This is a genomic window from Candidatus Azobacteroides pseudotrichonymphae genomovar. CFP2 (genome assembly GCF_000010645.1).
In the GTDB taxonomy this organism is placed as follows: Bacteria; Bacteroidota; Bacteroidia; order Bacteroidales; family Azobacteroidaceae; genus Azobacteroides; species Azobacteroides pseudotrichonymphae.
Window position 1 is genome coordinate 18,646 of the sequence record NC_011562.1, and the last position, 13,248, is coordinate 31,893.

19 protein-coding genes are annotated in these 13,248 nt (G+C 35.0%); 1 reads left to right on the forward strand and 18 read right to left on the reverse strand.

Translation table 11 applies throughout. The features are described 5' to 3' along the window. Positions 1 to 328: 328 nt before the first annotated feature. From CFPG_RS05045 to CFPG_RS05755, 13 genes are all read right to left on the reverse strand, one after another. Positions 329 to 1,705: a hypothetical protein gene (locus tag CFPG_RS05045; RefSeq protein WP_012572973.1), complete on the reverse strand. Its 1,377-nt coding sequence runs from the start codon at positions 1,703 to 1,705 to the stop codon at positions 329 to 331. Between the two features lie 63 nt (positions 1,706 to 1,768). Beyond that, positions 1,769 to 2,614: a M23 family metallopeptidase gene (locus CFPG_RS05240; RefSeq protein WP_012572974.1), complete on the reverse strand. Its 846-nt coding sequence runs from the start codon at positions 2,612 to 2,614 to the stop codon at positions 1,769 to 1,771. Between the two features lie 3 nt (positions 2,615 to 2,617). Then, a complete protein-coding gene (locus CFPG_RS05740; RefSeq protein WP_265348096.1) occupies positions 2,618 to 2,788 on the reverse strand; it encodes a hypothetical protein in 171 nt (56 codons plus the stop codon). A gap of 3 nt (positions 2,789 to 2,791) precedes the next feature. Continuing rightward, positions 2,792 to 3,010 carry a hypothetical protein gene (locus CFPG_RS05055; RefSeq protein WP_041572622.1) on the reverse strand — a complete coding sequence of 73 codons (219 nt, stop codon included), beginning with the start codon at positions 3,008 to 3,010 and terminating at the stop codon, positions 2,792 to 2,794. Positions 3,011 to 3,208: 198 nt separating this feature from the next. After that, positions 3,209 to 3,622: an HU family DNA-binding protein gene (locus CFPG_RS05060; protein ID WP_012572975.1), complete on the reverse strand. Its 414-nt coding sequence runs from the start codon at positions 3,620 to 3,622 to the stop codon at positions 3,209 to 3,211. Continuing rightward, a complete protein-coding gene (locus CFPG_RS05065) occupies positions 3,603 to 3,860 on the reverse strand; it encodes a hypothetical protein (RefSeq protein WP_041572623.1) in 258 nt (85 codons plus the stop codon). The genes CFPG_RS05060 and CFPG_RS05065 overlap by 20 nt, the downstream gene beginning before the upstream one ends. 82 nt (positions 3,861 to 3,942) lie before the next feature. Further along, on the reverse strand, positions 3,943 to 4,557 hold the full coding sequence (locus CFPG_RS05245) for an N-acetylmuramoyl-L-alanine amidase family protein (RefSeq protein ID WP_012572976.1): 615 nt from the start codon (positions 4,555 to 4,557) through the stop codon (positions 3,943 to 3,945). Positions 4,558 to 5,079: 522 nt separating this feature from the next. Next, entirely contained in the window at positions 5,080 to 5,403 is a 324-nt protein-coding gene (locus tag CFPG_RS05075) for a hypothetical protein (RefSeq protein WP_012572977.1), read from the reverse strand. A 49-nt stretch (positions 5,404 to 5,452) separates the two neighbouring features. Beyond that, entirely contained in the window at positions 5,453 to 5,593 is a 141-nt protein-coding gene (locus tag CFPG_RS05745; protein WP_265348097.1) for a hypothetical protein, read from the reverse strand. Between the two features lie 233 nt (positions 5,594 to 5,826). Continuing rightward, on the reverse strand, positions 5,827 to 5,979 hold the full coding sequence (locus CFPG_RS05750; RefSeq protein ID WP_265348098.1) for a hypothetical protein: 153 nt from the start codon (positions 5,977 to 5,979) through the stop codon (positions 5,827 to 5,829). Positions 5,980 to 6,374: 395 nt separating this feature from the next. Beyond that, the gene (locus CFPG_RS05080) at positions 6,375 to 6,557 is read right to left on the reverse strand and encodes a hypothetical protein (protein WP_041572624.1); all 183 of its coding nucleotides are present in this window, start codon (positions 6,555 to 6,557) and stop codon (positions 6,375 to 6,377) included. Between the two features lies 1 nt (position 6,558). Then, positions 6,559 to 7,017: a hypothetical protein gene (locus CFPG_RS05085; RefSeq protein WP_012572978.1), complete on the reverse strand. Its 459-nt coding sequence runs from the start codon at positions 7,015 to 7,017 to the stop codon at positions 6,559 to 6,561. Between the two features lie 120 nt (positions 7,018 to 7,137). Next, positions 7,138 to 7,311 (reverse strand): hypothetical protein, encoded by a 174-nt coding sequence (locus CFPG_RS05755; RefSeq protein ID WP_265348089.1) that lies wholly within the window; start codon positions 7,309 to 7,311, stop codon positions 7,138 to 7,140. A gap of 772 nt (positions 7,312 to 8,083) precedes the next feature. Between CFPG_RS05755 and CFPG_RS05090 the strand changes: the two genes are divergently transcribed. Next, positions 8,084 to 8,707 carry a recombinase family protein gene (locus tag CFPG_RS05090; protein ID WP_012572979.1) on the forward strand — a complete coding sequence of 208 codons (624 nt, stop codon included), beginning with the start codon at positions 8,084 to 8,086 and terminating at the stop codon, positions 8,705 to 8,707. Positions 8,708 to 8,815: 108 nt separating this feature from the next. Here the strand turns inward: CFPG_RS05090 and CFPG_RS05095 are convergent, their stop codons facing one another. The 5 genes from CFPG_RS05095 to CFPG_RS05115 form a co-directional block, all read right to left on the reverse strand. Continuing rightward, the gene (locus tag CFPG_RS05095; protein WP_012572980.1) at positions 8,816 to 9,130 is read right to left on the reverse strand and encodes a hypothetical protein; all 315 of its coding nucleotides are present in this window, start codon (positions 9,128 to 9,130) and stop codon (positions 8,816 to 8,818) included. Between the two features lie 337 nt (positions 9,131 to 9,467). After that, complete coding sequence (locus CFPG_RS05100) at positions 9,468 to 10,406, reverse strand: hypothetical protein (protein ID WP_012572981.1); 939 nt, start codon at positions 10,404 to 10,406, stop codon at positions 9,468 to 9,470. Between the two features lie 24 nt (positions 10,407 to 10,430). After that, positions 10,431 to 10,709 carry a type II toxin-antitoxin system YoeB family toxin gene (locus CFPG_RS05105; protein ID WP_012572982.1) on the reverse strand — a complete coding sequence of 93 codons (279 nt, stop codon included), beginning with the start codon at positions 10,707 to 10,709 and terminating at the stop codon, positions 10,431 to 10,433. Further along, complete coding sequence (locus CFPG_RS05110; protein ID WP_041572626.1) at positions 10,687 to 10,914, reverse strand: hypothetical protein; 228 nt, start codon at positions 10,912 to 10,914, stop codon at positions 10,687 to 10,689. The genes CFPG_RS05105 and CFPG_RS05110 overlap by 23 nt, the downstream gene beginning before the upstream one ends. Positions 10,915 to 11,010: 96 nt before the next feature. Next, the gene (locus CFPG_RS05115; RefSeq protein WP_041572627.1) at positions 11,011 to 11,445 is read right to left on the reverse strand and encodes an HU family DNA-binding protein; all 435 of its coding nucleotides are present in this window, start codon (positions 11,443 to 11,445) and stop codon (positions 11,011 to 11,013) included. Between the last annotated feature and the right edge of the window lie 1,803 nt (positions 11,446 to 13,248).

Genomic DNA, 13,248 nt, shown 5'->3' on the forward strand with positions numbered 1-13,248 from the left:
AGACTTCCAAATAAGGCTAGCTGTTTGACTCCTTCAATGAACATTGCAGCATTGGTCTCCTTTAGACCCTATCTCACCACTATTAGCCTGAGCAAGACATTCTTTTTTGGACTGAGTGGTTAGCTTGGGGAAGCTGCATGTATTTCCACTACAGGAAATATAAACAGGATGATAAATACTTTAGGTAATTTTCTCATTCGTTATTGGATTATTTGACGATTGTTTATTGTTCTTGATAGACATCATTTACTTTAAGTCACCACAAAACTATGATTCAAACATTGCCAATCATAGATGGGCTTTTATTCCGGATGCTTGTAGTGCAAGATTATGGATGATTTGAAAGGTTTGCTGTTATGCTATTGAAGGTCTCTACTTTTTTGTTGTAGATATCCCACTTTGGAATATCTTCTTCATCTATAAGAGCATTCCATTCATCAACCACTTTATTCTTGTCAGTCCAGTCGACCATGTATCCAACTCCTGGAGTTTTGCTTACTGAGTCTGCTCTGCTATTAAGTTCATTCCTCCTATAGTCAATATCATCAATTTTGTCTCTAATACTACCTATCCTATTGTTGACATCTTTTATTTCATTATTGTAGTTTGTTATCTCACGTCTGTTGATCTTCCCAATTACTCTGTCCATGTCTTTCATCAGAAAGTCCATTTCTGAAAGTAGGTTCTTATCATCAGAAATTAAAATCTGCCATCCATTTGTGATGCCTGCTACTTCATTTTGAAGTTTGCGTACAGATGGGAAGTTCTTTACTTTACTCTTCAACGCATATAATTTCTCATTATAGATCTTCCACTTTGGATTATCTTCTTCATCCATAAGAGCATTCCATTCAGCAAGTCCTTTGTTATAGTCAGTCCAACCAACTAGATTTCCAACTCCTGGTGTTTTGCTTATTGAATCTGCCTTGCTATCAAGTTCATTATACCTGTGCTTGATATCACCACTTTTGTCTCTAATACTGCTTATCTTATTGTTGACATCCTTTATTTCGTTATTGTGGTTTGTTATCTCACGATTATCAATCTTTCCAATTACTCTATCTATGTCCTTTATCAGAAGATCCGCTTCCGATAGGAATTTTTTCTCATCGGAAATTAAGGTTTGCCATCCATTTGTAATGTTTGCTAGTTCATTTTGAAGTTTACGCACAGATGGAAGGGTCTTCACTTTGCTCATGAAGGCATCTCTCTTATTGAGGTAGATATCTAATTTTGAGCTAAATTCTTTATTGAAAACGTTCCATTCGTGAATCGCTTTGTTGAGATCTCCCATATAAATTAGATCTTGCAGTCCTGAGTTTTCATGAAATTGGCAATCAACAGCGGCTTTTCTTTTATTGAGATCATCAATTATACTATCAGAATCAAGATATTTGTCGCGAACAGTCTCTATTCTTTTGGCTATATTTCTTATTTCGTTGTTGCAATCTTTAATTTGGTGATTTTTAAATTTTAGAAGGACTTTATTTATATCGTTTATCAGAGCAGTCATCTCTAATAGCAATTTTTTACGATCGGATAATAAGTTTTTCGATCCATTTGTAAGATCAGAGACTTCCTCTCTAGTCTTGTAAAGGGTTGTAGCGAAATCTTCATTTGACTGAGCGATGGCACTGTTGTTTGTGTTAGGTAAGAATACACCAAAAGTTAGAATAGAGAAGAGTAACAGGATTTTGTATTTCATTTCATTCCATTTGATTTTTTTTGTTAGAAGACTGGATTAAGATAGATCCAATATGTTCTGTTTTTATCTATATAGTTTTTTCTCCAATCGGTTTATTTGCATTGTTAGTTGTTCTATTTGATCTCTAAGAGATTTGATCTGACGAGCGATAGCAGCATTTTTTGGGGATTGTTTAGATCTTGAAATAGATCCATCAATATAATTCTCTCCTGATTCACCTTTTCTATAAACATAGATATCGTCTTTGAGTGCAAGCTCATCAAAATCGATTATCTCAGCCGGATTAATAGCACTTCCTAGAAGACGAATCTCAAAATGAAGACAAGAACCATTGGCATTTCCAGTCGCACCGCCTAAAGCTATTGGCTCTCCAGCGTTTACATTTTGATTTTGTTCTACCAGAAATTGAGAAAGTTGTCCATAGACAGTCTCCAATCCATTGGGATGTCTCAATACAAGATAATAACCATAACCATTAGGATCATAATTTCTTACCCTTACTTTCCCCTCAAATGCCGCACGAACAGTATCTCCTACCTGAAGCTTGATATCAGTCCCATAATGAAAGTGTTCTCCACGATATTCACGAGGTCCATAAGGGGAAGTTACTTTTCCTTCTACAGGCATTACAAAACTTGAAATATCTATAACAAGTGAATCTGGAACAGGAATATTTTTATATGCGTTCAAAATTTCAGTGTTCCAGCTTTCTTCATACAATTCATCTGCAGGATACTGTTCTATGCCATCTTCTTGAAAAGATATAAGACCACTACTTAAGACAGGAGTAGCTATTCCTGCACTCAACTTTCTCTCCGAACATTTTTTTGCCTGTATCTCTACTATGGGAAATAAAAACAGGATTATTTCAAGTAAACCTATGATAAATACTTTAACCAATTTTCTCATTTGTTACTGGATTATTTGACGATTGTTTATTGCTTTTGATGGGGTAGCCTTATTAATATCACTGTTCGGTTTATCATCTTCTTTTCGACTTTCATCTCCCCAGATAAAGTAGGCAATAAGTCCTAGCACGATAAATATGGCGAACATTATCATTGCACCAACCATTTCACTCATATTTTATTCCTCCTCCGTATCCTTATCCATATCTTTTTTCAGACAGCTACATTTCTCTTTGATTTCTTTCAGTGCTTCTGTTGTAAAATCGTGAAAGTTCCTTGTTTTCTCTTTCTTTTTACGCAAACTACCGGCAAAAGCAATACGTACAAGTAGGATTGTGCATAGGATTGCACAGAAACAACCAGCGAAGGTTACGGCAAAAATTTCTAATTGATTCATAGTTTTAATAATTATTTATTATTCTTAGTTATAATTAGTCCTATTCACATTTGCTGTAGCCTCATTCCATGCAATGAATGCAGCCTTCTTGATAAATGACTCGATTACTTCCACATTCTGGACAGACATCTTTTTCCATATTCATTCTGATAGGGATGATCTAAGTGGAGTAGTTGTATAATTTGGGAAGCGTGAGCCTTACTTTTTCCTATATATCTTCTCATTCATCAGTCTGAATTGTTCTGATCTGAGTTTGTTCATCGGATCAGCTTTGACAGCATTCCTTTTGGTTACAATGGCTTTGTGTAGGGCTTTCTCGTTTCCTCTTATAGCACTTTTGTATTTTGTGTAGAAATGAGCTTTCGCATAGTAATGTGTACCCATAAAGGAAGCAGGACTGTTACCAGAAGGGTTAGATGTACGCTCCGCAATAGTAAGAGATAAAAAGTTTCTCAAACCTACTAGTTTCCCTTCTAATAGTTTCTGCTTTATCTCTTCAATACATTGCAGGAAAATTTTCTTGACTACTTTTTTTGTCTCTCCAGTACTTTTTGATACGCTAGAAACTATATCGCCGGTGCTTATCCTTGTGTTACTTTGCTGATTTTGCATAATGAATTGTTGCGATGCTACAGATAATAGTTAGTATACCCAGTCCCCATAGACTCCAATTCAGTTTTATGGCATCTTTGGCAGATTCAATATCACCGTGTATACTGTTTAGTTCTTTATAGACCAAAGCCAGAGTAGCTTGAGAATCTTGCGAATTATCAGTGGAGGCTGAAATAACGGATGGAAAAGTTGCTTCCATGCCCAGAATGAGCGATAGCAACAGAAAGATTTTCTTCATTTGTACTTAAGATTTAATTATAGTAGAATAGCTATTTGTCTAAATATAACAGGAAAGACAGAAAAGAGTTTAAGTTTACTCTTTATTTTCTAATAAGATCAACTATTGCTTCCGATAATATTTTAGCAAATTCAAGCTGTTTTGTCTCAAGAAGGGTTGCAGCAACTGGATTAGTTATATATTCAATCCCTACCATTATTGCTGGAGAATTAATATTGCGTATTACGTATAGATCTTTAAAATTTACTCCTCTGTTTGGTATCCCCATATCAGCAACCTGTTTGCCTATCTTTTCCATCATTGTATTAATGGTTCGACAAAATGGTGAACCTTTTTCCTTAGGATGCATAGTTATTTCTATTCCTCTAGTTGTAGTTGCTTTAGATACAACTGCATTACATTGAATGGAAATAAAAAGGTCTGGCTTAAGAGAATTAGAAAAATCAACTCTATCATCAAGAGAAACATAAGTATCTTCACTCCTTGTCAATGCTGACGTTATATTTTCCTTCTTTAATTCCTGTTGTAGCAATAGAGCTACTTGTAGATTTACATCTTTTTCCTTCAATTGATTGTGTAAAGCTCCAGGATCTTTCCCTCCATGACACGGATTTATTACCACATTTACTTGTTCTGCTATTCCTCTAACTCCGAATAGTATAGAGAACATGACAAGCATGATTTTAATTTTATTCATATCAATTAAGTTTTTCTTGTTATAAAATCGATTAGACACTCGTTTACTCGGAAGTTAGCACATTGCCTACATCTTTCATTGTGGATATGCTTGCCTTTCTGCACTCCTTCTGTGATATTCCATCGGCAAACTGGAGATCTACTCCCTGCTGACACTACATACTTTGTTTTTACCCTATCATGTGTGCATGTGGCATCATCAGCTCATTTAATGTATTCGTATCCTGTTGGGTCCATAGACAGGTAGTACGGAACCCCGTACATCAATATTCCGTAGTGATAATGGGAGACCATCATGTCTGACTTTACAGAGCTTTTATAACTCATTGCCGCAGACATCTCAAATGTTCCATAGGAACCCTCATATTACAAATAATATGATTAAGGCGTCTAACAATCTCTTTTTCATTTTTTTATTATAACACGTGATAAATAACTAAATAATTATGCCAATTCTGCCACTCGGAAAGAGTGTTTACGTATGTTGTATCACGTCTATGACGACGAAAGTCAATAGCATATGCTACTTTATGCTATGCGCATTACATTCAGGACAATCTGGCACATATACATAAACTCCGGATGTCATCCCAGGGGCATCCATCACGTCTTTTACGTAATAGTTCGTGTAATCTGTCCCTGTAGGATCATTCAGCCAGTAAAATCCGGATTTGGGTACATCTCCATAAGTCACCAATTTAAAATGTATTTCAGGTATTTTTGGCTCAGGTATTTCTTCTCCCTTTAATGTTGTAGACCATAATATTCCACGTGCACTTGAGTCGTCTACGCACCATATTCCCCAAAACAAGATTGAGAAGAATATCAATGTTGTTAGTTTTTTCATTTTGTTAATTAGTTAAATCTGTTAATACGTCAACTATCTTTTTCTCATTTTAGCCTGTATATACTAATTCCCATACAAGATCAGAATCTTTTATGCCATCAAGATCTTTAACTCCCTTTTTATACCAATTCTCATAGGTATCGTCGTCTATGTTGGAATCCATTCTATGACCAAGAACAAGTGTTTCCATTCAAGGATCGTCATAAAGTGTACTTTTCAGCCTTCGCAGTTGGCTATTCTTCCCTAGATCCATTCTGACGCATTTTAAGGCCCAAATTAGCATGTTTTGTATTTGTGTGGAACAATTTTATATCAAATGCCCAGATAATCGTTTCTAGTGGCATTGGAATAAGTCAATTTTTTCTGCCTTTGTTACATTCGCGACAAAGTTTGCTTTCTCTGTCGGAACACTTGGCACATGCATCAAAATCCCATCTTTCTTCTCTCATAATAGTTTTTTCTAAGTTGTCCTTCGCTAATCTTGGCAAAGTATTCCATACGATGCTCAAATTCTTTTTCACTGATAATAGTGTCCTCTTCTGACACTGGCCCTTGATAGGCATCAAGTGTGCTCATATTCTATAGTACATAATAGACAACTAAAAAATTATGCCAATCTTGCCAACAGGTCTCATCCTGAGGATCCTCCTTTATCGGAGAGATTTTGGGGAAATTATTATTCTTTAGATGCAATCCGTTACATGAAGTAATGCAAAACCAAAATATTGAGAAAAATATTAGTGGTAGTAGTTTTTTCATCTTTTATGATATTAAAATTTTCACTTAACGAAATTTCCCCTTAACGTGAGTATGGACCTTTGTGATGTCAAGATGGATCTCCTTCTTATCATCATCTATTCTGAGCTCTATCACCCTATTGCCATAACCCCATAAGTTGATTGCATTTACTAATAGCCTGTACTGATCTTTACACTCTTCATAGCCGTAAAAGCAGCCCCAAAACGAGTCATTTAACCTTGATATGCAGTTGTAGGAGCATCGAGATAGCCCTTGCTTTTAACAACTTTGAACAGCAGGTATCCGCATTCAATAGTGAAGGCGGTGGAGACTACTTCTTCTATTATTTTCCATATGCCTGCCTGTGCAAAGATTACGCTACAGGAGAGCATGATTGTTAGTATTATTTTCTTCATATTACTCTATTTTTATTGACTTAACATCTTCTTGGGCAAAAGTCCACGTAGCCCAAGAGTAAGGATTATGAGAATGACTTCTGACATACTCGAAAGTTGAAGTGAAAGGGACTCCGTACTTAGACAGTCCAGTGGAAATCTCATTATATGCCTTTCTACCTTCCCCATCGTCAGTATCACTTCTATCACCACCCATCTTAAATTTTATCACTACATTAGGACCATCAAGATTGGCCCAAAAAGTCCCACGGAAATAGTGTTCGCTCTTATAATAAAACTCACCTTCTACTTTTTCCCAGTTAATCCATATCTCGTTGTTCCAAAAGGTAGCCCTATCTATCGTTGTCTCTAGTGCAGGAGGCACAGGATGGATCATATAGATCTTCGTCCCGTTGGCCAAATGAAATCCAGAGCTTAAGAAAACAAAGGTTAGTAGTGATATATTGAGTAGTTTTTTCATAATATGTAAAACTCAAACATTAAGATTACTGCTATTCACATATACATAACAGGAAGCAAGACCTACCAAAATTTTAGTATGCCAAGTATTTTTCTCATTCGTTTAAGAGGCTTAGTTCGCTCAATGAAATATAGGAACCGTTATTATTCCCTTGCCATCTGCGTACTTAAGTAAGAGATATCCGCACTCAACAGTAAAAGCTGTAGATGCTATATCCTTGATTGTTTGCCACACTCCAGCTTGGGCAAAAAGGATACTACAAGACAGGATGGTTGTTAAAACCAATTTCTTCATAGATCTGTAGATTAGTTGCACTTGCAAGGATCGTCCTTACAAGGGGCTTCTTTAGGGCATTTTTCTTTCTCCATGATGAACAAATTTATTTTTTCTTATCTGTTAAATCTTCTGTATGTTAAATTTATCTGATGCAGATCGCTGTTTGTTTTCCAAATATAATCTATATTCACTGAGCTTTTCCATTATTAGCAATAAGTAATTTTTTTTTTGAAAGAGGTACGGAAGCAATTCTGTCCCTCTTTTTTTGTTATTCATGTTATTATACAACAATACTTTACATTGTCTTCGTTAAAGCTATTATTTGTAATAGGAGCATATTGTCATAGTCAGCATTACGTCTATGAATTCAAATTTTCATAATCCGAATAATGACTAATGCAACTCTGGAAAGACACCGGAAGTATGTATGTACATTTACAAGTAATGGGTATGAGTAGAAGTGATGCTCTGGAAGGATTAAAATAAAAATGGGCAAAATTGCTTCTGCCCATTCTCACTTAAAGAAAAAACATCATAGTAAAACGTTGTTTCAAAGATAGATTATTTTCTGAGATTATCTTAGTGTTAAGGCATTTTCTTCTCTTTTTTTTACCCTTCTTGACAAGAATCCCTGCTTTTTTGTCAAATAGCTTATTGTCATATTGTCAGAACCCTAAAAAATACTGTTCTACGCTTTCATTCCTTATTTTTTTACATATACTATAACAAGTATAGCAATTTATGTGTTTCGTAATTATAAATATCAAGTTTAATCAAAAAGTTAGGATTTATGAATGTTGTGTATCTAAGAGTAAGTACTTGCCATCAGGATGTAAGTAATCAGATGATGGGGATAGAGAAGTACATGGAAGAACATCAAATGACGATTGACCGTGTAATCGAAGAAACTGTTTCAGGGAAAATAAAGGCAAGGGATAGAAAACTTGCTTCTGTTATGGACGAACTTAAAAAGGGTGATACCTTGATTGTAAGCGAAGTATCACGCATTGGACGCAACATGATGGATGTAATTAGTAACATCAATATGCTCTGCAATGAGAAAGGATGTAATTTTATTGCAGTCAAACAGAACTATTATTTCAAGACAAATGATCTCAACAGTAAGGTCATGCTATTTGCCCATACCATAGCAGCCGAGATTGAGAGAGATTTAAACTGTGCTAGAACCAGAGAATCTTATTTGAGGGTTAAGGCAGAAAGCAATGGAGATTTTGTTTGGGGGAGACCAAAAGATTCAGGGAAAAAACTGGTAATTAATCCTTATCTATCTATTGACGATATAGCCAGACAGAACAATGTACACAGGCGGACTGTTACTCGTTATGTGAGAAGGTACTGCAGGGATCTGTGTTACACGCAAGGTAGTCCATACTTAACACTGGCTCAATGTTAGTTAAAGAGCAAAGAAAAACCGGCAGGAACAACCCTGTCGGTTCTGTTTTTACTGGTCTTACACAGACTAGTTTCAGTCTAGTGTATCTATCTCTGAGAAAAGATACGTTTATTCTTTCACAGGCTTAAAGATCGTTACTTCTTTATCAGAAGCAATCCCTTCCATATCAGCTACACCCTTCTTGTAGATAGCAAATGTGTCGTCTTCAAAAAACACAATATAGAGATCTTTGTCTGCTACAGATTCGTAGCTTACTTGTGTCTTAGTAAAATGCTTCCCCAAAAATGGGCATCCATGATGATGACATTGATGATGACATTCCCTTTTCACTTCTTCTGTTTGTGCAGGAAGGATTGCAGGTCTTACTTCTTTTTTTGCTACTTTAGCTCCTACTCCAAAACAGATAACGGAGAAAAAGACCAAGGTTAATAGTTTTTTTTGCTTTCATATTCATAACAGTTGTTTTTAGTTTAACCCTTTAGTTTAGTCTCATTCTTTGTCTAGAGACCGAAGGACATAAATTTACCTGATTTAGAAATCAAATGAAAATAGATACATTTGCTGTATCTATTCCACTAAAAAACAAAAGGCTGATCCCATTGTTCTCCCCGTTCGCAATTTCGGGGAGTTTTTTTTTGTGCTAAACCGTATAAAAAACACAGGAGCGACAAGGCAATTACGCCCTACCGCTCCCCATGTCTAATAATCAACCGAAAATCTCTTCTTATTCTACGTAGTTGGATATGAACTCAACTATTTATTAAAACAAGCGTATCGTTCTTTCATAGTTTCTCCATCTGTAACTATATCCTGTTACATTCTTTATACTGGAAATATAAAGACCAGTTAAATGTCTACTGCCATCGCTCCATTTATCGTAATGTTTTTTTACTTCTCCGTCTCCCAAATCATTTGCAAGTCTTTTCATCTCTCTTAAACCATCTTCTTGGTCTTCTTGGTTTAAGAGAAACGAGTTACTAATTTCCTCCAAAGAGATATCAAAAGTAGTTACATGAGTGCCTGTAAAATCATCATCATGATTATATTCCCCGCCACAACCATACCAAAAGGGGGGGAGTTCATTAAAATAATTATTTGCCAGTTTCATTTTACACAGAAGCCTATACTTGTCATTAATACTAAATTCCTTTTTTGTTCCATCCTTAAAAAATATAGTATAATATACTGGATCATTATGTTCTGGATCATACTTGATAGGTGGGAGTATGCGTGTTGTCTTTTCGTGGTTTTTAAAGCGATAACTGTATCCTATTACGTTTTCCAAACTTCCAAAGCTCAGGGTGTAATGATCTTCATCCCAACGATCTTCTACCATTCTTCCATCTCCAATCTCCTCAGCAAGCCTATTCATTTCTTTTAAGCACCCTTCTTTAGTTACATTTTTCTTATCTATTATTATGCAATAACTACGCATAGTTCCTAGTGAGTATCGTTCTCGTTCTTCATTTTTTTGGGTGGGATATATGTAATCTATATAAATATCAAAAGAGTCAAAATAGCAAAACTTACAATTAAGTTTGTATTTGGAATCGATGTCAAATTCCTTTTTTGTTCCATCCTTAAAATATATTGTACAATGCTCTGTACAATTCGAACCCCATCCTTTTTTGCATGAAGAGACAGACACTGTTACAAGCAACAGCACCAGACTATAGAAAAGAAATAATGATTTTTTCATATTGACCAGTTGTTAATCGTTCTCTTATTTATCGTCGTAGTGGCCCAATAAAGAAACAACTCGAACCTTGTTTCCTATAATTTCATATACCATCCTATGGTGCTTGTTAATTCTTCTAGACCAAACATCTTCCTTATAATATCTCAGCAGCTCTGGTTTCCCTGTTTTGTTTATCCTTCCTCGTGGATCTATTGATATAATCAACAATAGTAGATCAATTTTTGCTCGAAGAGAACTACCTGACTTGGCATGACTTTTATACTCCCTTTCAGCTCTCGGACTAAGCTTTACAACAAACTCCATTCTTTTCTGCCTCTATCTCACGTCTTATCCTTTCTCTAAATTCTTCATTATAGATGACACATTTTCCTTCTTCATCATCACGTCTAGCTTCTTCAATCCATCTCCCAAGCTCTTCCATTGAATAGACAAGATTTGAATCATCGTTTGAATTGTTATCTAAATCAACGTGAGCTACCTTCTTTGTATTTTCTTTTATCGTTTCCATAGCTTATAAAGATCATAATCCAATTATCTATTTTTTTTTACTTCCTACAATATACGCTATTATTTGTCCATTCCTTTTTGGAAATCAAACACTCCCTTATTGTAAGAATGCTCCAGCCATCTTCACACATTTTTTCTCATTATTCTTGATGGAAGAATTAATTTTTTTCAACTCCTCAGTTTTACTCTTGATAACTGGATCATTCTGAATAGCTTCCTTACGTGCTAAAATAGCATCGTGTAGGACCTGTCCATTCTCTCTGATCGTTTTCTTATACTGGCTATATAAACGTGCCTTTGCACGAGGATGGGTACCAATCAGTTCAGGAATCCCACTCGATGACTTCACTGTCTGTTCATCAAGAGTAAGGAATAAAAAGCCAGTTAAGCTTACTTTATGACCTGTAAGAAGCATTTGTTTCATTTCGTCAATACAATTTCGAAAAACTTTTTTTACTGCTCTTTGAGAGAATCCAGAGGATAGTGATACATTTCTAATGATATCCACTGTATTCATTTTGACTTTATCCATCTTTTTGTCTATTAATCTATTAAATATTAAAAGTTAAATAACTACTAACAGTTGATTCTAATTTATCTCTTCTCACTGTATAATTAGGGCATTCATCTATACATGGACAATCGGAACGTTCTAAGTTGCACGATGGGTCCCAGTGTCCATAGCAGGCTTTCCTTTCATTGTCTATATTCATCGATAGTATAAATTATATATTAGCCAATTCTTTTTCTGACTCTTTGATATTCATATTGGTTTAGGTCAAGTCCTTTAACTTGTTTTTTACCATTTAATGATTAACCAGATCATCAGAATAATAAACACAACGATAATAGTACATTCCCAAAGCATAGCGATTGAGTAGTTAATTGTAGGATACAAACAGCTTCTCCTCATATTTTCTTAGCATACGGTCAAACACATGGCACTCTGAAGAACGAGAACAAAACGAACAGCAACGGCTGTCAAAGGATTCTAGCTTGCAATTCTTCTTCTCTTCCATCATACTCTATACCTTTTTATTTTTTTACAGTTATTTGTCGTTATGATGTACACAGAGAGCTAAAATGGGAACTATCTTTTCCCTTTCCTAAGTCTAATCGGATCAAAGGTGTCCTCTGCATAACTGTATTTATACCTGCATCCTTTTGAGTAGTCATCATTGAGAAAGAGTTTAAGTTGCCAGGACTTAAAACGAACCTGTTGTTTCATGTTAGGGCACGATGACTAAGGAATCCCTAAGCTTGTCAAAGTTACATTGACTGATCAACTCATCACGGGATACACCTCTATCTTCTTCTATTTCAATAAAATAATCGTCCATCAGCAAAAACGATATAGGGTCCATTCTATTCATTAGAATTCGTCCAAAGATCTGAAATTATTTCGCTTTTTGAAATAGACTTTGATACTTGAGGAAGGTAATGGTTGGTTTAGAAGGATAGATCTAACAACAAAGAAGCGGAAAAGCTATCATAACTTCCCCGCCACCATTGTCTACAATGAATGAATAAGAAACGAATATGGAAATCTTTAAAATAAAACAAGAAAAGCCAGCAAAACTATGCTGACTTCTCTTGACAAGAGCTAAAAAAATAAATTTGGAAATAATTGCTAGTCCGAAGGTAATAAAAACTATCGTACTTTATTTATCATAAATAATGTCCTCATAGGATTAGTTACCCTTACTTTGCCTGGTTCTTCTATGATGAAGGTCTAAAATTCCGTTGAGAAAACCTATTTGATCTATAGAAAAGGTAAAGGAAAAACTGAAACAGTTGTCATGAGAACTAGTGTCCTGTATTTCGCATTTTAAGGCATCCTCCTTGCATTTTTTCTCTGTTTGGCATTCTTCTACGTCTTTGTCATAATGACGTCGTCTATGGGGCTTATTTTGCGTCAAATAAGATCCTCTTCTCATATGGCATTCCTACAAGAGGAATAGGACATCGATCAATCTTTTCTTTTTAAGGGGAGTCTCCGAAAGTGGGGATGATTTTTCTTTTTAGTTGTTTAGGTTCCATGTTGCTGATTTTTGATTTTGATTATTTAAAAATTTGCTACAATCTACTTATGATTGTTTTAACTTATTATTGATATAACTTATCACTTGTAAAAAAATCAGTTGTAAATAACTGGTTATTAATAAGTTGGATTGTTAAAGTTAGAGAATAAAAGGACATAATTAATACTCTTAAAGAGAATAAAAGGACATAATTAATACTCTTAAAGAGAATAAAAGGACATAATTAATACTCTTAAATTTTAAGATAAATCCTTTTATTATATTTATAATCTGTATACGTTAATCCTATTTAT